General features: G+C 69.8%; 9 protein-coding genes. 7 read left to right on the forward strand and 2 right to left on the reverse strand.

The window, feature by feature from the left end:
* Positions 1–8: 8 nt before the first annotated feature.
* Both ACJH5R_RS09765 and ACJH5R_RS09770 read right to left on the reverse strand, forming a co-directional pair.
* The gene (locus tag ACJH5R_RS09765; RefSeq protein ID WP_406781814.1) at positions 9–1,832 is read right to left on the reverse strand and encodes a fatty acyl-AMP ligase; all 1,824 of its coding nucleotides are present in this window, start codon (positions 1,830–1,832) and stop codon (positions 9–11) included.
* Positions 1,833–1,888: 56 nt separating this feature from the next.
* Positions 1,889–2,932, reverse strand: coding sequence for an LLM class F420-dependent oxidoreductase (locus ACJH5R_RS09770; protein WP_406757696.1), 1,044 nt, complete (start codon positions 2,930–2,932; stop codon positions 1,889–1,891).
* Between the two features lie 295 nt (positions 2,933–3,227).
* On the opposite strand from ACJH5R_RS09770, the gene gjpA (ACJH5R_RS09775) reads away from it, so the two are divergent.
* The 7 genes from gjpA (ACJH5R_RS09775) (at position 3,228) to gjpA (ACJH5R_RS09805) (ending at position 19,586) form a co-directional block, all read left to right on the forward strand.
* Positions 3,228–4,358, forward strand: a complete 1,131-nt coding sequence (gjpA, locus tag ACJH5R_RS09775) for an outer membrane porin GjpA (protein ID WP_406757695.1) — start codon at positions 3,228–3,230, stop codon at positions 4,356–4,358.
* A 67-nt stretch (positions 4,359–4,425) separates the two neighbouring features.
* Positions 4,426–7,860 carry a PGRS repeat-containing protein gene (locus tag ACJH5R_RS09780; RefSeq protein ID WP_406757694.1) on the forward strand — a complete coding sequence of 1,145 codons (3,435 nt, stop codon included), beginning with the start codon at positions 4,426–4,428 and terminating at the stop codon, positions 7,858–7,860.
* Between the two features lie 371 nt (positions 7,861–8,231).
* Positions 8,232–9,422 carry an outer membrane porin GjpA gene (gene gjpA, locus ACJH5R_RS09785; protein ID WP_406757693.1) on the forward strand — a complete coding sequence of 397 codons (1,191 nt, stop codon included), beginning with the start codon at positions 8,232–8,234 and terminating at the stop codon, positions 9,420–9,422.
* Between the two features lie 83 nt (positions 9,423–9,505).
* Positions 9,506–12,907: a PGRS repeat-containing protein gene (locus ACJH5R_RS09790; protein ID WP_406781815.1), complete on the forward strand. Its 3,402-nt coding sequence runs from the start codon at positions 9,506–9,508 to the stop codon at positions 12,905–12,907.
* Between the two features lie 550 nt (positions 12,908–13,457).
* Complete coding sequence (gene gjpA, locus ACJH5R_RS09795; protein WP_406757691.1) at positions 13,458–14,648, forward strand: outer membrane porin GjpA; 1,191 nt, start codon at positions 13,458–13,460, stop codon at positions 14,646–14,648.
* A gap of 63 nt (positions 14,649–14,711) precedes the next feature.
* Entirely contained in the window at positions 14,712–18,086 is a 3,375-nt protein-coding gene (locus ACJH5R_RS09800; RefSeq protein ID WP_406781816.1) for a PGRS repeat-containing protein, read from the forward strand.
* A 402-nt stretch (positions 18,087–18,488) separates the two neighbouring features.
* Entirely contained in the window at positions 18,489–19,586 is a 1,098-nt protein-coding gene (gjpA, locus tag ACJH5R_RS09805; RefSeq protein WP_406757689.1) for an outer membrane porin GjpA, read from the forward strand.
* Positions 19,587–19,616: the final 30 nt, after the last annotated feature.

A 19,616-nucleotide genomic window follows, 5' to 3' on the forward strand; every position in this document is an offset into this window, starting at 1 on the left:
CGCGTTGTTCAGCCTTGGCGGGCCCCCCACGACTGCAGTGTCGAGACGATCTTGGCCGCCGCCTCCAGCTCCTCCAGCGACAGTTCCTTGGTGGGCGTACGCCACTCGGCCAGGGTTGCCAGCTTGCCCTCGACAAAGTTCTGCTTGGACTGGCCGCGCTGGATCTTGCCGCTCGAGGTGGTCGGCAGTGACACGTGATGCACCAGGACCACGGCGTCGGCCGCGATCCCGTGATGGGTGGCGACCGCCAGCCGAATTGCCTCGATGACGGCATCGAGATCGGTCTCAGCGGCCCGCGCGCTGTCCACTTCGTGTACGACGACAAGCTGCTCGAGGCCACCGGGCGGCGCGTCGGTGGCAAAGACCGCCCCGCGACCCGACACCAGTACCGGGTCGCATTGCTGCACGGTGAACTCAATGTCGTTGGGGTAGTAGTTGTGACCGTCGATGGTGATCAGGTCCTTGCATCGTCCGGTGGTGAAAATCTCACCGGCACACAGGAAGCCGAGATCTCCAGTGCGTAGGAACGGGCCGCGGGTCGCCTCGCCCGGCTCGGCCAGCACCGCCCCGAATGTCGCCGCCGTCTCCTCCGGCCTGTTCCAATAGCCCTGCGCGACATTGGGTCCGGCGACCCAGATCTCGCCGACCTCGTCGGGACCGCAGGGCTGGCGGGTCACCGGGTCGACGATCGCGATGTCGGCTTGTCGCGGCTGACCGCAGCCCACGAACGTTGCGGCGGCGGGATCATCCGGCGACACGTCGACGATGCGGTCCTGCTCCAGCGCGACTCGGTCGAGATAGCGCACCCCGGGCACTCCGGCGGGCGAACCGGACGCCACACACAGGGTGGCCTCGGCCAACCCGTACACCGGATAGCACGACGAGAGCTGGAAACCCGACGGCGCAAAGGCGTCGGCGAACGCCGCCAGCGACGTGGCGCGCACCGACTCGGCGCCGTTCATCGCCACGGTCATGCAGGAAAGATCCAGTGCGGCACGCTCTTCGGGAGTGCTGGTCTCCACGCACCGGTCATAGGCGAAGTTCGGCGCGGCGGTGATCACGCCGCGATGCGCCGACACCAGTTCCAACCAACGCATCGGGCGTTTGATGAACGCCGTCGGCGACATCAGCGCCGTGCTGGCCCCGACGTAGATCATGGACAAGATCCCGCCGATCAGACCCAGGTCGTGGTGCGGTGGCAGCCAGAACACGCCTTTGGCGTTCTCGTCGCCGTTCCACGACTGACGGATGGCATCGCAGTTGTGCAGGATGTTGCCGTGGCTCAGCAGCACGCCCTTGGGGGAGCGGGTCGAGCCCGACGTGTACTGGATGGCAGCCGGGGAGTTGGTGTCGATATCGGGGGCGACCCAGGTGTCGGGGTCGGCGCCCGCATCGGTGAAGAACCACTGCTCGGGTTCCCCGGGAATCCCTGCGACCGCGGCCCGGGTGTCCTGGCTCTTCTCGGCGGCGGTGAGTGCGAACCGGGCCTGGGCGTCAGGGACGACTACCTGCAGGCGCGGCGCCAGCTTCTGGTGCACCGGCACAGCCACGGCACCTGCGTACAGGCAGCCGAAGAACCCGGCGATGAAGTCCAGGCCCGGCCGCACCAGCACCAACACTCGTTCTCCGGTGACGTCGTAGCGCTGCAGGTTCGCGGCGATGGCACGCGCGCGACGGTCCAGCTCACTGAAGGTCAGCTCGCTGCGGCCTTCGTCGTCGCCGTTGTAGGAGAAGCTGAAGGCGACCTTGTCGCCGAACCGCTCGGCTTGCCGCTGTAGCAGGTCTACCAGGGTTTCTGCGATGGGGGTTGTCACGGTGGGCGTGAATTCCATGGGCCCATCTTGGCGTGCGGGGTGTTCTGGACCACACCCGGCCCCCGCGCACTGAGTCAGGACGGCAGCAGGGCGCGCAGCTCCTCGACGTAGCGCAGCGCTTCGGCGGGCCCGGTGGCCAGCGGGCCGACCAGCAGCGTCGTCACGCCGGCCTCGGCGTATGCGGCCAGTCGTTCGGCCACTAGGCCCCGCGGCCCGACCAACGAGGTGTTGCGCACCAGCTCGTCGGGCACCGCGTCGATTGCCTCGTTCTTGCGTCCGGACAGGTAAAGCTCCTGGATGCGGTTGGCGACGTCGCCGAAGCCGTATCGGGTGGCCAGGTTGTGGTAGAAGTTGCGGCCTTTGGCGCCCATTCCACCGATGTAGAGCGCCAGCTGCGGTTTCACCCAAGCCAGCCGGTCCTCGACGTCTTCGCCGATGGCCAGCGAGGCACCCACGATCAGGTCGAGCGGGCCCAACGCCGGATCACGTTTGGCCGCACCGGCTTTCAGGGACGGACCCCACACGTCATTGGCCCGTTCCGGGTAGAAGAACACCGGCTGCCAACCGTCGGCGATCTCGGCGGTCAGCTCGACGTTCTTGGGCCCCAACGCGGCGATCGAGATCGGAATGCGCTCGCGCACAGGGTGATTGATCAGCTGCAAAGATTTGCCCAGTCCGGTTCCGCGCTCCGCCGGAAGCGGCATTTGGTAGTGCTTCCCGTCGTAGCTGAGGCGTTCGCGGCGCCACACCGCCCGGCAGATCTCCACGACCTCGCGAGTACGGCCCAGGGGGGCGTCGAACGGCACCCCGTGGAAGCCCTCCACCACCTGCGGCCCGGAGGTGCCCAGGCCCAAGGCGAACCGGCCGTCGGAGACGTAGTCCAGGCCGGCGGCCGTCATCGCCAGCAGGGCGGGCGTTCGGGTGTAGATCGGCAGAACCCCGGTCAGGAGCTCGACTCGCGACGTCTTGGCCGCCAGGTAGCCCAGCTGGCTGATGGCGTCGAACGAGTAGGCCTCGGCGACCGAGACCACGTCGATCCCGACTCGCTCCAGCGCGACAACCTGCTCGACCGCTTCCTTGAACCCACCCGCATAGGCCAGCTGTACACCGATCCGCACTTAACAGAGATACCACGGCGCTCCTTACTGCGACAGCCTGAGCGGTGCGCCATATCGGCAACAAGTCCACCGATCGGTCTCAGGTCTTACTTACGGTTGACCTGGGAAGTTAACCGGGGCACTTGGAGTAAGCACCGAAAACCCTGGAAAAACATCTAATGAATTTGCTTGCCTCTAAGGTTACTCACCGGTAGTGTCGCCTTTCACATCTGTGGACAAATGTGACTGCAGACGCAATACGGCGGCGTCACGGCCTACGGGGCGCTGGTCAAGGGCGGTACCCAACAACAAGGAGATGGCTGTGCAACAAACCCTTCGTCCCTACGTCACCGCCGCCGGCGTCGCGATCGTGGGCGCAAGCCTGATCGCAGCCACCCCGGCCGCGATGTCGCCGCCAACCATCGGCACCGCCCGTGATGTGGCGCTGACCGCGAACAGTGCGTGGGACGAGGTGTTCAACGCGGCATCGCAGAACCTGACCCAGATGCTGAACAACTACTACTTGGCGCCGGGTGTGGCGTTCCAGCAGTTCATCGCCAACCAGAACGACTACGCCCAGCAGTTGCTCGACGACCCGGCGAACCTCACCCACGTCACCGAGCAGATCCGCCACAACCTCGACGCCGTGCTGACCGGGTACACCCTGAGCAATCCCACCGAGGAAACCCTCAACATCGTGCTCAGTCACACCTTGGCGGCCGGCAACTCGGCGGACTTCACGTTCGGCTGGTATGACCTGTTTGCGGGCCCGTTGGCGTCGATTGCGGGTGGAATGTTCCCGGCGGATCTCATCCCGATCATCCACTTCTTGTCCTCGCCTTTGAGCGGCATCATCATGGGCTCACTGGGCCCGGCGATTGCCCCGTGGGTCGCGCTGCTCAACAGCATCAGCGACCACGACGGCATCTCCGACACGTTGGCCAACATGTTCGGGGCCTCTCTCAACGGCGCCACCCTCAACCTGGACAGCCTGCTGCCGATGATCAACGAAGTCGCCGGTGGCATGCTGCCGGCCGGCATGGGGATCGGCCACTTGGACATCGCGTTCGGCGGGCTGCTCAGCGCCGGCCATGTGGCCATCGACCCCTATCAGGTGCTCGGCGCCAACGGCGAGGTCGTCGCCGAGACGCCCGCGGTGGGCGGCTCGATCCTCAACAGTGTCGGCATCGACCTCACCGGTGTTCCGATTCTGGGGAGCATCAGCATCGACAGCAACCCAGTCGGCCCGATCGGCGCGATCCTGGGGCTCGGGCAGACCCTCGGTGCGCTGTTGGGCTCGGGCTGGGACGGCAAGGGCGCGGTGCCGGTCACCCCGCCGCTGGCCGGGACTGACCTGCCGCTGATCCCCGACCTCGACGATGGCGGCGCCGGTGGGGCCGCGGCTACCGACTGGTTCGCCGACCTGGTGGCAGGGCTGGGCCTGTAGCCACCGCCCGACATAGATCGCCCGAAATCTGCTATCCCCAAACGACTTTCACACGAGAGGTATTCGCATGACTCAAGGTAAGACCGCATCGCGGCACCGCAATCGGATGATCGGCACTGGCAGCGCCGTGGCGGCGTTTTTGGCGTTCGGTATGACGCCGTTGGCGCCTGCGCCGGCCGCTTCGGCTGATTTTGAGGATCTGTTCAGTTTCGATTGGTTGGTTCCGACGGCCGCCGATGTTGATGTCTCGGGTTCGGCGGACGCGTTCGATATGTCGGCGATGTTCGGTGATTTCAACGTGGCCACGTTGTTTGATCAGGTGTTCTACAGCCCGCTGCACATGTTGACCGAGTTCTGGATCAACAATCCGCTCGGCGAGATGGTCAACGGCGCCATCAACACGATCTCGGGGCAGTACTTGATCGGTGACGGTATCGATGGCACCGCGGAAAACCCCGATGGCGGCCATGGTGGCCTGTGGTTCGGCGATGGTGGTGCCGGTTGGAACAGTGATGTGGCCGGGGTTGTCGGCGGCAACGGCGGTAACGCGATCGGCTTCGGCAACGGCGGCGACGGTGGTGACGGCGGTGCGGGTGCGGCCGGCGGCAACGGTGGCATCGGTGGGGTCTGGATGGGCCACGGCGGCGACGGCGGCGCCGGCGGTGACGCCGTGGGCCTGGCAGCCAACGGCAACGGTCTGATGGGCGGCGCCGGCGGTGACGGTGGTGCGGCCATGGCCTGGATGTTCGGCAACGGCGGCGCCGGCGGCGCCGGCGGCCAGGGTTCGGGCGGTGCGCAGGGCAGCTTCGCCAACGGCGGTACCGGCAACGGCGGAATCGGCGGCAACGGCGGTGCCGGCGGCGCGGGCGGGGTCTCGGGCTACCTGTTCGGCAACGGCGGCAGCGGCGGTGCCGGTGGTATCGCCGGCAACAGCGGTAACGGCGCCGCAGGAACCGTCGACCACCACAACGGTGGTAACGGAGGCTCGGCCTCGTTCAACCAGGGCTTGGGAGGTGCGGGCGGCGCGGCCGGCGCGCGCGGTTCCAACTTCTACAACTCGCCGCTGCTCGGTGCGGCCGGCCAGGTCGGCGCCGGCGGCGACGGTGGTGTCGGCGGCAACGGCGGTGCGGGCTTCAAGGACGCCACCGGCACCTTCCTCGGAGACGGAGGTAGGGCCGGCCTCGGTGGTGGCGGTGGCAACGGCGGCGTCGGCGGCAACGGTGGCAACGGTGGCAACGGCGCCGAAGGCATCAACGGCGGTGGCGGCGGTCAGGGTGGCCAGGGCGGCTCGTCCGTGGGCGCCACCGCCGGCGGCTCCGGCGGAAACGGGGGCGTCGGCGGTAACGCCACCGGTGCTGTCGGGGTGACGGGCACCGCCGGCGACGGCGGTCGCGGTGGCACCGGCGGCGCCAGTGAGGCCGGTGCCGGTGGTGCCGGTGGTAACGCCGGTGCGGCCGGCAACGGCGCCACCGACGACGCCACCATCAAGACCGTCGGTGGCAGTGGCGGTGCTGGCGGCGGCGGCGGTGCGGGCCTGACCGGCGGCAACGGCGGTAACGGCACCGTCGGTGGCACTGGAACCTTCAAGGGCGGCGCCGGCGGCATCGGTGGTGGCGGCGGCAGCACCATCAGCGGTGGCACCGGCGGGAATGGGGGTAACGGTGGTGCCGGCGGTACCAGCACCGGCTGGAAGGCGGCCGACGGCACCGTCTACAGCCAAGGCGGCAACGGTGGTGCCGGTGGTAGGGGTGGTGGAGTCTCGGGCGTGCTGATCGGTGCCTCCGGTGTCGGCGGCAACGGTGGTGTCGGCGGCGACGGCGGGGCCGGTGCCACCGGTGCCGGTGTGGTCAGCGTGGGCGGCAACGGCGGCAACGGCGGCAGCGGTGCGGATGGTTACGGCGACCAGGTCGGGGGTACCGGCGGTGCCGCCGGTAACGGTGCCGGCGGCACCGCCTCCGGCGGCAACGGCGGCGTGGGCGGCAAGGGCGGCGACGCCGAGCACGGGGCCGCTGGAGTCGGCGGGGCCGGCGGCAGCGGTGGCGACAGCGGTGGCGTGCAAACCACCGTCGGCAACCCCGCCGGCTTCGGGACCAGCCACGCCGGCAACGGCGGCAACGGCGGCGTCGGCGGCAGCGGCAACGGCACCAGCGGCGTCGGCGGACAAGGCGGCAACGGCGGAAACGGTGCCGGTGACGTCAACGGCGGTAACGGCGGCACTGGCGGCGTCGGCGGTGCGGGCGCGGCCGGCGCTGTCGGATCGACCACGAACGGCGCCTTGACCGGCACCGGCGGCACTACCCCCGGCGGCGTTGGCGGCGACGGCACCAATGCTGCTGCCGGAGGCAAGGGCGGCAACGGCGGAACCTCGGAGAACGGGATCGGCGGCAACGCCGGCAGGGGCGGCACCGGTGGCCGCGGCGGAGCGGGCGGTGACGGCGGTGCCGGCGGCAACGACCCCACCACCGGCGTCGGCCTGGCCGGCGGCACCGGCGGTAACGGCGGGATCGGTGGGGCCGGCGGTACTGCCGGCACTGCCGGGCACGGCGGCGCCGGTAACGGTGCCACTGCCACCGACGGCGACGGCGGCCTCGGCGGGTTCGGCGGTCAGGGTGGCGCCGGCGCAAACGGCAGCACCGGCACCAGCTCGGCCACCACGGCCGGTGGAAATGGCCAGGCCGGCGGTGCCGGTGGTCAGGGCGGCAACGGTGCCGCCGGCGGCACCTCGGGCACCGGCAACGGTGGCGGTGGCGGCGCTGGCGGTCAGGGCGGCAAGGCCGGCGACGGCGGCGCAGGCGGTGCTGGTGGCGTCGACGCCAACGGCAACGGACTGGCCGGCGGTAACGGCGGTGCTGGTGGCGTCGGCGGCCACAGCGGCACCGGCGGCGCGGGTGGTGCCAGCACCAGCGGCACCGCCGGCACTGCCGGGAACGACCTTTTCGGTGGCGCGGGCGGCGCGGGCGGCGCCGGCGGGGCCGGCGGCAATGGCACCGACGGCGCCAGCGTGCCTACCAAGCCAGGCGACGATGGCGGTAACGGCGGGGCCGGCGGCACGGGCGGCACTGGCGGGGCCGGTGGCGGTTCCACCGGCAACACGGGCGGCGCCGGCGGCGCGGCCGGCGCCGGCGGCCACGGCGGCAACGGCGGTGACGGCGGGACCGGCAGCGCCGGGTCCGGCGCCAACGGCAATGGCCTTGACGGTGGCAATGGCGGTAACGGCGGTAAGGGCGGCAGCGCCGGGACCGGCGGAAACGGCGGATCGAGCACCAGCGGCACCGACGGGCGTGGCGGTGCCGGAGCCAACGGCGGCGGCGGCGGTAGTGGCGGTGACGGCGGTGACGGCGGCAACGCGGCCGGCACCGGAACGCCCGGCGACGGCGGCGCCGGGGGCGCGCTGGGGACCGGTGGTGCGCCCGGTGCGGGCGGCACCGGCACCCCCGATGGCAGCCCCGGCACCTCGGGTGCCGACGGGACCGCCGGCACCCCGGGTAACCCCGGCAGCTAGTTACACCCAGATAGATCGCCTGACGGTCGCCGGGTCCCCACCAGGGGACCCGGCGACCGCGTGGTTTGCGGGGCTTTCCAGCGATTCGGCCATGTCGTTCACGTCAGTTCTGTTGTGAATATGCGCCATGCCCAGAACAGGGTGACCGTCCACTCTCAGGCGAAAATTATGCAGGATCGCGAGATACCGCAAAGTTAACGCCTGTGAGCTTTGAAAACTCAAGAAGAATGTTCGACGAAGATGCTTGTGTCTTATGTTCTTCACGGTTAGTGTTCTGTTTCGCATCAGTGAATAAGTGTGAATTCAGGAGCAACACGGCGGCGCCATGACCTCTCCAGGCGCTTGCCGAGGGCGGCACCTCACCTAAGGAGATGGCTGTGCAGAAAACCCTTCGCCCCTACGCCACCACGGGTGTCGCGATCGTGGGCGCCACGCTTATCAGCGTGCCGCCGGCGGTTGCGTCGCTGCCCGACATTCCCGCGGCCCGCGACGTAGCGCTCACCAGCTTTCTGACCGACTCGATGGCGCCGTGGATCGAGCAGTACAACATCGCGGCCGAGAACTCCACGGTGCTCGCCAACAACTTCAGCATCGCCCCGTTCGTGGCGTTCCAGCAGTTCATCGCCAACCAGTACGCGGCCTTCCAAGAGATCCTCAGCGACCCGTCGAAGATCCCGGACGTGGTCATGGAGATGCAGGATCAGCTGCACGCGGTGACGAGTGCATACACCATGCTCGGTATCGCCCCGGATGACCCCATCGCGGCCGCCACGATTCTGCACACCCTCAGCGGTAGCGACCTCAACACCCTGTCCATCGGACACGACCTGCTCTTCACGCTGCTGCCGCAGTTGTTGCCGGGCTTCCTGCCGCCCGGCACCGACGCCGAGGCGATAGTGCCGATCATCAACTTCATCTCGTCACCGATGAGCGGCATGATCATGGGCATGCTGGGGCCCGGGCTGAGTCCCCTGGTCGCGCTGATGAACAGCATCTCCGACGGCGACAGCCTGAACGAGATCTTTGCCAACATGACCGGTGCCTTCTTCAACGGCGCCACCCTCAACCTCGACTTTGTGCTGCCGATGCTGGAAGGCGTGGTGCCGCCGGGCACGGTCACCCATCTGGACTTCGCGCTGGGCGGGCTGCTCAGCACCGGCACGGTCGCCAACCTCCCCTACACGAGCTACGACTCTTCCGGAGCCGTTGTCTCCGAGGTGCCCGCGGTCGGCGGCTCGATCTTCAACAGCGTCGGCCTCACTATCGACGGGTCGGCTTTCCTGGGGGTCCCGCTGACGCTGGACATCCAAAGCCATGCGGTCGGGCCGATCGGCGCCATGATGGCCTGGTCGCAGACCATCGCCGGTTTGCTGGGCGCAGACGCCTGGAACTGGGGCGGCAAGAGCGGTGGCCCCCCGCCGCCCGCGGATCCGCCGCTGTCCGGGTTCTCCTTCCCCGTCATCCCCTCCGACTTCTTCGACGACGGCGGCGCAGGCTCCAGCGTGGGGGGCGAGTTCGATTGGACCAGCCTCATGGACGCCTTGGGCGGTCTGGGCCTTTAAGCCCGCAGACCAGCAAGTCATATGACCCGAACTGAGAAGTCACAACCGCTCAACAGGACTGTTCACAGGAGAGGTGTTCGAAAATGAATCGTCGTCACACCAGCAGCCAGCGTGGCTCTCAGCCCGGGACTGGCGCGCGGCGCTGCAACCGGGCGGCCGGTGCCGGCAGCGCGGTAGCCGCGTTCTTGGCGTTCGGCATGGCCCCGTTGGCGTCCGCACCCGCGGCGCAGGCCGACTTCGAAGATCTGTTCAACTTCGATTGGCTCTCCGACATGTTCCAGTCCGACGCCCAGCCGGCGGACTTCAACTTCAACTTCGAACCGGGGTCCGCGGCGGACTTCGGTACCGACCTGTTCACCAACCTGTTCTACAACCCGATCCACATGGTGATGGAGTTCTGGATCAACAACCCGTTGGGCGAGTTCGTCAACGGTGCCATCAACGACATGTCCGGGCTGTATCTGATCGGTGACGGTGCTGACGGGACGGCGCTGAATCCCGATGGTGGCGACGGCGGCCTCTGGTTCGGCGACGGTGGTGCCGGATGGACCAGCGACGCGGCCGGTGTCGCCGGCGGCAACGGCGGCAGCGCCCTCGGCTGGATCGGCACCGGTGGTGACGGCGGCGCCGGTGGAGCCGGCGCGGCCGGTGGTGATGGTGGTTCCGGTGGCTGGCTGATGGGGATTGGTGGTGATGGCGGTGCCGGCGGCAGTGCTATCACCGCGGGCTTCGCCGGTGGCGCAGCTGGTGACGGTGGTGCCGGTGTGGGCTGGCTGTTCGGCGTCGGCGGCAACGGCGGCGTCGGCGGTGACGGCGGCAATGGCGCCGCCGGCACCTTCGCCAACGGCGGCAGCGGGAACGGCGGCACGGGTGGTAGCGCCGGCAACGGTGGGGCCGGCGGCCGCAGCGGGTACATCTTCGGCGCCGGCGGCAACGGCGGCGCGGCCGGCGCTGCCGGTAACGGCGGCGCCGGCGCTGACGGTGACGCCACCCACCTCAACGGTGGTAACGGTGGCTCCGGTGGTCTCGGTGGCGTCGGTGGTGTCGCGGGGATCAAGGTGGACGGCATGCTCGGCGGGCCCGGCCAGACCGGCGCCAGCTCGGACGGCGGTAACGGTGCAGCCGGCGGCGACGCGGCCAAGGACGGCAGCGGTGCCTTCCTCGGCAACGGCGGTTGGGGTGGCTCGGGCGGTCAGGGCGGCGGCCCGGGCTATAACGCTTCGGCGGGTGCCGCGGCTGACGGTGGTGACGGTGGTGCTGGCGGTGCCGGCATCAACGGTGGTGCCGGTGGCTCCGGCGGCTCGGGTGGCACCGGCGCCGGCGCCGACAACGCCGGTAACGGTGGTAACGGTGGTGCTGGCGGTGCCGCCACTGGTTCCGCGACCGGCCCGGGTGTCGGTGGCGCCGGCGGTGCCGGCGGGTTCGGCGGAGGCACCAATGGCACGGGCGCCGCCGGTGCCGGTGGTAACGGTGGCGCCGGTGGTGCAGGCGCCACTAACGATGCCACCGTGAAGACCACCGGTGGTGCCGGTGGCGCCGGTGGTAGCGGTGGCGCCGCCAATTCCAAGGGCGGCCCCGGCGGCCTCGCCGGTAATGGTGGCGACGGCGGTACCGGTACCTTCGCCGGCGGTAACGGTGGCGCCGGTGGCCAGGGTGGCTACACGAACGCAAGCGCCGACGGCGGTAACGGCGGTAAGGGCGGTAGCGCCACCGGCTGGAACAACGGATCCGGTGTCTACAGCCGTGGCGGCAACGGTGGCGCGGGTGGTGCCGGTGGCATGGCCTTCGCCAACGGCGGTGCCGGCGCCGGTAACGGCGGCCTTGGCGGTGCCGGCGGTGCCGGCGCAAGCACCGGTATCAGCGTGGGCGGTAACGGCGGCGCTGGTGGTGCCGGCGGCGCTGCCGGCCAAGGGCTCAGCGGCCTCGTGCTTCCCGGCGGTAACGGTGGTGTCGGTGGTGCCGGTGGCTCCGGCACGGTCATCGGCGGTAACGGCGGTACCGGTGGCGACGCCGGTGTCGGTGGCACGTACGGGACGGCCGGCAACGGTGGTAACGGCGGCGCGAGCAGCGGCTCCGCGGCGGCGCCGATCGGCAACCCCCTCGGCATCGCGGCGGGCGACGGCCACGGCGGTAACGGCGGTGACGGCGGGGCCGGCGGCGGCCAGGGCGGTAACGGTGGTGCCGCTACCGGCACGGCGGACGGCGGTAACGGCGGTAACGGCGGTGCCGGCACGGCCGGAGCGGCCGGCGCCGCTGGCACAGCGCTTGCCGGCGCGGCCGGCGGTAACGGCGGCGACGGCTCGGCCGGCAGTGCCGGCGGCAAGGGCGGTGCCGGCGGTACCGCAACCACCGGTGACGGTGGCAAGGGCGGTAACGGCGGTGTCGGCGGTATCGGTGGTCACGGTGGGGCAGGCGGCGCCGGCGGCACTGATGCCAGTGGCAATGGCCTGGCCGGCGGCAACGGCGGCAAGGGCGGTGCCGGTGGTGACGGCGGCGCAGCGGGCGCGGGCGGCGTGAGCACCAGCGGTACCAGCGGTGCCGCCGGAACCGTTGGACTCGACGGCAGTGGCGGTGCCGGTGGTGCCGGCGGTAACGGCGGGGCTGGATCTGCCGGCACTGACGGCGCCAGCTCGGCGAGCGCGGCCGGCGGCAACGGGACCAACGGCGGCAACGGCGGCAGCGCCGGCAACGGCGGAGCGGGCGGTACCTCGGGCACCGGGGCCGCCGGCAGCGGCGGAGTCGGTGGCACCGGCGGTGCCGGCGGTGCGGGCGGTAACGGCGGGGCCGGTGGCACCGGCCAGGACGGCGGAAATGCCGGCAACGGCGGCATCGGCGGCAAGGCCGGCGTCGGCGGTGCGGCCGGTACCAGCACTAGTGGACCGGCCGGAACCGTCGGGAGCGACGGCACCGGTGGAGCCGGCGGGGCCGGCGGCAACGGCGGGACGGGCGGTGCCGGTGCGGCCGGCACCAACAACTCGAACGCGGCCGGCGGCAACGGCAGTGCGGCCGGCGACGGCGGCAACGGCGGCAAGGGCGGTGCCGGTGGCACCTCCGTCGATGGTCACGGCGGTGCCGGTGGCGCCGGTGGTCTTGCCGGTGCGGGTGGCGCCGGCGGCGCCGGCGGCAGCGGCGGAACCAACGCCACCGGTGACGGCTTTGACGGCGGCAACGGCGGGGTCGGTGGCACCGGCGGTCAGGGCGGCGTCGGCGGGGCGGGCGGTAGCGGCGCCACGGCCGGTAGCGACGGTGCTGATCGGGCCGGCGGGGCCGGCGGTCACGGTGGGGCCGGCGGTAAGGGCGGCGCCGCCCAAGGCGCCGGCAACACCGGCGGCGACGGCGGCGATGGCGCCACCGGCGGCAACGGTGGCACACCGGGTGGTCCCGGCGGGGCTGGTGGTGCAGCCGGTACCGGCGGCACTGGAACCGGCGGTGCCGGCAATGGCGCCCCCGGTACGCCGGGCACTGACGGAGCGCCCGGCGCCTAGCCGAAAGCTGAACGCGACCACGGTCGCCGGGTCCATCACGGGCTCGGCGACCGTGGTCGTTTCGGTGTCATTTTCGCCTTCACGGCGGGCGAGCGCGCGTGTCTCCACGCGACTCGACCGGCCTTAGAGCCAGATATGACCTCGAGAGTCCACTCAAGGGGCTTTCGGCACACCTGCCTGTACCAATAATCCACCGATGAATCCACGCCGCGAAGCGGACACAAGTTATCGACCATGAGGATTTCCCCCGGTCCGAGTGTTCGTCGCCCCGCTAATCATCGTTCCTCAGTGTGTTCACAGCATGTCGGATAAGTCTACTTACGTGAACGATCCTTCCGGGGAGCGAGATTCGGTTCTGCCGACCACTGCGTGACAGATAACCGCAGGTCAAGGGTGGTTGGCCGAGGCCAATTCGAGGCGTGGATCACGTTTTGGGCCGCCGTTGAGGCACTTCACGTTTCCAGTTGATTCTAAGTTAAATATTAGATAGGTTCCCCGTGGTCCTACCTGCGCCTCAGGGTGCGGCGACAAGTTGTGAGGAGAAATTTTGATGCAGCAAGCACTTCGCCCCTACGCCACCGCCGGTGTCGCGATCGTGGGCGCAAGCCTGATCGCTGCCACCCCGGGTGCCACACCGGCGACCCACATGGCCATCGCACGTGACTTGGCCTTGACCGCCGGCTTCAGCCTCTCGGATTTCACTGACCCGTACCTTGCGGCCTACAACACCGCTCAGGACAACATCGCGCAGATGATGGCCTCCTATGACGCGGCGCCCAACATCGGGTTCACCCAGTTCACAAATAACGTCGAGGGCTACATCCAGAGCATGATCGACGACCCGTCGACCATCCCGGCGATGATGAACGCGATCCAGACGGACCTCAAGAACGCGTGGTCTGCGATCACGTTGATGAGCGCCGACCAGGCCACCATCAACGACGTCATCCGCCACACGATGGACAGCAGCTACACGGTAGGCAACCTCAGCGGTGGCCACGAAATCATCTTCAACCAGGTCCCGGGCTTCCTGCCGGAGGATCAGGCCGACACCCTCACCCCGATCATCAACTTCCTGGGCTCGCCGATGAGCGCCCTCATGCTCGCCTCGGTGAGCCCCTGGATCGCGCCCTGGGTCGCGTTGGGCAACAGCTGGGACGACATCAGCGACGCACTGCGTGACGGTGACACGTCAGGGGCGCTGCAGGGCCTGATCAACATCCCGGCGAACATGTTCGACGCATCGCTCAACGGCGCCACCCTCAACCTGGACGGCCTGCTGCCGGCGATCAACGGCGCCGGTCTGCTCCCGGCGCCCATGGAGCTGACCCACCTGGACTTCGCGTTCGGCGGATGGTTCAGCACCGGCGGGCATGTCACGGCCGGCCCCATGCACATTCTGGACGCCGACGGGAACGAGATCGGCACGGCGCCGGCCTCCGGCGGCTCGATCTTCAACAGCATCGGCTTCAACCTCAACACCGGTGTCGCGCTGTCGCCCACCATCGACGCGCCCAGCGACGCGATCGGCCCGTTGGGTGCCTTGCTGGGTCTGTCGCAGGTCATCGGGTCGCAGCTCGGCTGGGGCTCGTGGAGTGGCAAGGACCCGATCTTCAGCATCCCGGCGCCCGAGGGCTTCGTCGTCGACGACGGCGGCATTGACGATGGCGGCGCGGGCAGTTCGATGGCGGACAGCTTCAGCTTCGGCGACCTGTTCTCGGACCTCGGCCTGGTCGGCTGATCCTTCGCTTTCCCCAACAACTTTCACTACTAGCCGAACTTTTCATCAGGAGAGGTATTCGCAATGACTCGTCGTCACACCGGTAGCCAGCCGGGTTCAGAAGTTCAGGCCGGAGCGCGGCGCGGCAACCGGGCGATCGGCACCGGCAGCGCCGTGGCAGCGTTCTTGGCCTTCGGAATGGCCCCGCTGGCCGGCGCGCCGGCGGCCCAGGCCGACGGTTTCGAGGATCTGTTCGACTTCAGTTGGCTCACCCCGGCCGACGTCACCTCCGACGTCGACCCCGGACTCGCGGCCTTCGATCCCGCCGCCTTCGACATGATCACCATCCTCGACCAGTGGTTCTACACCCCGCTGCACATGGGGATGACCGCCTGGATCGACAGCGACTTCGGCGCGATGGTCAACAACGCCATTAACGAAATGTCCGGGCAATACCTGATCGGCAATGGTGCGGCCGGCACGGAGCTCAACCCTGACGGCGGCGACGGCGGGCTGTGGTTCGGTGACGGTGGCGCCGGCTGGAGCAGCGATGCCGATGGCGTGGCCGGCGGCAACGGTGGTGACGCGCTCGGCTGGCTGGGCAACGGTGGCGACGGCGGGGCCGGCGGGCTCGGTGCCGCCGGTGGCGACGGTGGCGCGAGCGCCTGGGGCCTGGGGCACGGTGGCGTCGGCGGTGCCGGCGGTATCGGTGGCGACGGTGGCGACGGTGGCGCCTCTGTGGCCTGGTTCTTCGGTAACGGCGGCGTCGGTGGCGATGGCGGTAACGGCGTGGCCGGCAGCTTCGCCAATGGCGGCAACGGCAACGGCACCGCCGGCGGTAACGGTGGCGCCGGTGGACGCGGAGCCTTCAACCTCGGCAACGGTGGCGATGGCGGCAAGGCCGGCGCCGGCGGTGACGGCGCGGCCGGCACCGTCGACCACGTCAACGGTGGCAACGGTGGCGCCGGTGGCGCCGGTGGCGCGGCCGGAAGCAACTTCTGGGAACAGGGCCACGCGGGCGTTGGGGCCAATGGTGGCGCGGCCGGTAACGGTGGCGAGGGCTTCAAGGACGTAGGCGGCAACTTCCTGGGCAACGGCGGTAATGGTGGCGCCGGTGGTGCCGGCGGCAGCAGCGGTGACCCCCTGAGCAGCACCAGCGGCGGTGTCGCCGGCAACGGTGCTGCCGGCGGTTCCGGCGGTGACGGTGTCAAGGGCGGCAACGGTGGCGTCGGTGGTGCCGGCGCGAACGCCGGTGACGGTTCCGGTGGTACCGGTGGCGTCGGTGGCGCCGGTGGTGACGGTGTCACCAACGGTGGTAACGGCGGTGTCGGTGGTGCCGCTGGCGCCTCGACCGGGTTCAACGTGGGTGCTGCCGGTGGTGATGGCGGCCGCGGTGGTGACGCCAGCGGCGCCGCCAATGTCCAAGGTGTGGCGGGCAACGGCGGCAGTGGTGGTGCCGGCGGTGCCGCTGCCAGCGCGCCCGCGGGGGCAGGCGGCAATGGTGGTGCGGGCGGTAACGGCGCCACCGATGACGACACCGTCCAGACCTTCGGCGGCAACGGCGGTAACGGTGGCACCGGTGGCGCGCCCGGTTCCGGCGTCGGCGGAACCGGTGGTAACGGTGGCGCGGGCGGTAATGGCACCGTCGGTGCCGGCGGCGGTTTGCTCTCCGGCAACCACGCCCAAGGTGGTAACGGCGGTGCCGGTGGTGGTACCGGCCTGGCCGGGGCGGGAACCGCCGGCAACGGCGGCGACGGCGGTGCCGGTGGTTCCGGTACCGGCTGGCGCGACGTCAATGGTGACCACTTCACCGCGGGCACCGTCTACAGCGTCGGCGGTAATGGCGGTAACGGCGGATCCGGACCGTCCTCCACGGCCGGTACCGGCGCCACCGGCGGCGATGGCGGTGCCGGCGGCAACGGCGCGGCCACCGGGGTGAGCATCGGCGGCAACGGCGGTAACGGTGGTAGCAGTGCGGTCGGCGCCGGCGGTGCCGGCGGCGACGGCGGCAATGGCACCGCCAGCGGCGGAAACGGCGGCAATGGTGCTACCGGCGGCGCCGGTTCGGCCGGCGGTGCGGGTGGTAAGGGCGGCAACAGCGCCGGAACTGCGATACCGACCAACAACATCGGGGTCGCACCCAGTCACGCCGGTAACGGCGGTAACGGCGGTACCGGAGGGGCCAACGGGATCGGTGGCGCCGGCGGTAACGGCGGTAACGGCGCCCTCGCGGTCAACGGTGGCAACGGCGGTAACGGTGGCGCCGGCGGTGCGGCCGCGAACGGCGGCACCGGTGGCAACGGTGGCACGGCGGATGCCGGTAACGGTGGTAACGGTGGCGCTGGTGGCGCCGGTGGCACGGGTACCACCGGCAGCACCGGGGCAACCGGCACGACGGCCACGGACACTGTCGCCGGCACGGTCGGTGGCAACGGCGGTAACGGATCCGCCGGCGGCGTCGGTGGCACCGGCGGCAACGGTGGTACCTCGAACACCGGTAACGGTGGCAACGGCGGTGCCGCAGGCAAGGGTGGCAACGGCGGTACCGGTGGTGCCGGTGGGACTGGCGGCGTGGACAGCGACGGCAACGGTATGGCCGGTGGCATCGGCGGTGACGGCGGGGCCGGTGGAGCGGCCGGGACTGCCGGCAGCGGCGGTGCCAGCACCAGCGGAACTGCGGGCAACGCCGGTGCCGGGGCACTGGACGGCAACGGCGGCACGGGCGGCCGGGGTGGCGCCGGTGGGGCCGGGGTCGCAGGGACGGCCGGCGATGCCGGCACGACCGCGGCCGGCGGCAACGGCACCACCGGTGGCAACGGAGGCGCGGCCGGCGCCGGCGGCAACGGTGGCACCTCGGGCACCGGCAACGGTGGCACTGGTGGCGCCGGCGGCACCGGTGGTGCCGGCGGTAAGGGTGGTGCCGGCGGTGTCGGTGGCACGAACAACGGTGCCGGCTTCGACGGCGGTACCGGTGCTGCCGGTGGCAATGGCGGTACTGCCGGGTCCGGCGGGCTGGGCGGGGCGAGCACCTCGGGCACGAATGGTTCGACCGGTGCCAGTGGCGTCGGTGGAGCCGGCGGCGTCGGCGGCGCTGGCGGGGCCGGCGGCGCGGCCAGCGGTGCGGGCAACACCGCGGGCAACGGTGGTGCGGCCGGAACCGGCGGCAACGGCGGTACAGGTGGAGTCGGCACCGAGGGTGTCGCCGGCGGCAAGGGCGGCGCTGGTGCGGCAGGCGGCGTCGGTGGAGCCGGTGGCGCCGGCACCGATGGGGCCGCTGGCGGTAACGGCGCCAATGGTGGCCAGGGCGGCGACGGTGGCACCGGCGGCGCGAGCACCGGAACGCCCGGCGCCGGCGGGGCGCTCGGCAAGGGTGGCGCCGGCGGCGCGGCCGGTGACGGCACGCCGCCCGGGACAGCCGGCACGGTCGGAGCCTCGGGCACCGCGGGCGCGGGCGGATAGACGCCACACAACAACGGCAACGGCCGTCGGGTCTGAAAAGACTCGGCGGCCGTTGCCGTTGTTGCAGACACCCGGGTGCGTCTGTCTGCGCAGCCCTGGATTTCAGATCGGAAATCTCAGCATTCCCTCATATGGGATAGGCTTTCATAAAGATGGACATTTGGTTGCAAAATGTAATCTTGCGTCGAGTAAATAGGTGTGAGGCGACTGGAAAGTCACTGTGAGCTGTAGGTATCTGAAAACTATTGGTGTATGGGGAATCGAAGTTCCGGGTCTCGCTCTGGATTCTGGCGAATTTTTCCGAACCGAACATCCGCATTATTTCTCAGCCTAATGTCAGTTGTGTTGCATGAATTGGCATGGCGCCTAAGGGGCGCGCAACGGAAATTTGAGGAGATGTCGATGCACCAATCACTTCGTCCCTACGTCACCGCGGGTGTAGCGGTCCTGGGCGCCAGCACGATCGCTGTCACTCCTGTGGTCACCGCGTCCGCTGTCGCGCATGCGCCTGCACTGCGACTCACCGCCGGTGAGGGCTTCCTTGACGCATGGCAGAACGTCTTCGACACCGCGTCCGCCAACGCCACGCAGGTCGCCAACAATTTCCTGATCGCCCCCGAGGTGGGGCTGCAGCAGTTCATCGTCAACCAGCAAGCCCTCTGGGCGGAGGTCTCCGACGGCACCAAGACCGTCCAGGACGCGTTCACTGAGATCCAGGGCAACTTCCAGATGTTGGGGTCGGCGCTGACGCTGAACGTCGACACCTCCGAGGACGCCGGCAAAGCCATCTGGGATGCGGTGACCCCGCATACCCTCGACGGGTTACGCGGCATCATGGTCAGCCTGTTGCCCGGCTTCCTGCCCGAAGATTCCGGGATCGATCCGGATCAGGTGACCGACATTCTGCAGTTCCTGTCGTCGCCGTTGAGCGCAATGCTCATCGGGTCGCTGGGGCCTTCTATCAGCCCGCTGGTGGCATTGGTCAACAGCGTCACCGACGTCTCCAACGCGCTGAACGGTGACACGCCGGACTTCGAGGCGGCGTTCAACGAGCTGCTCAATATTCCCGCCAATATGGTCAACGGATTCCTCAACGGCGCCGACCTGAATCTCGATGCGCTGGTACCGACGATCAACGACGCGGGACTGCTGCCGGAGGGCATGGAGCTCACCGCGCTCGACTTTGCGTTCGGTGGGTTGTTCAGCCCCGGCATTGCGGGCGGGGCCGGAGATCAGGGCACCTACACCTTTGCCGATGGCACCACGGTGGACCCGGTGGGCGGGTCGATCTTCAACAGCCTGGGTCTGACGCTCACCGGTGTTCCGATCCTTGACACGCTGACCCTCGACAGCGTGGCCATCGGTCCGATCGCGGCCATGGAGCAGTGGTCGCAGGTCATGGGGGTGCTGCTCGGCGACAACTGGGACGGCAAGGGCGCCGACCAGATCCCGCCCCTTTTCGGGCTCGACCCGATCGGCGACATGCTGTCCGACGTCTAGATCACCACAGCGGTTGCGGCCGTCGGGTTC

The sequence above is a fragment of the Mycobacterium sp. SMC-19 genome, assembly GCF_045310815.1.
Classification (GTDB): Bacteria; Actinomycetota; Actinomycetes; order Mycobacteriales; family Mycobacteriaceae; genus Mycobacterium.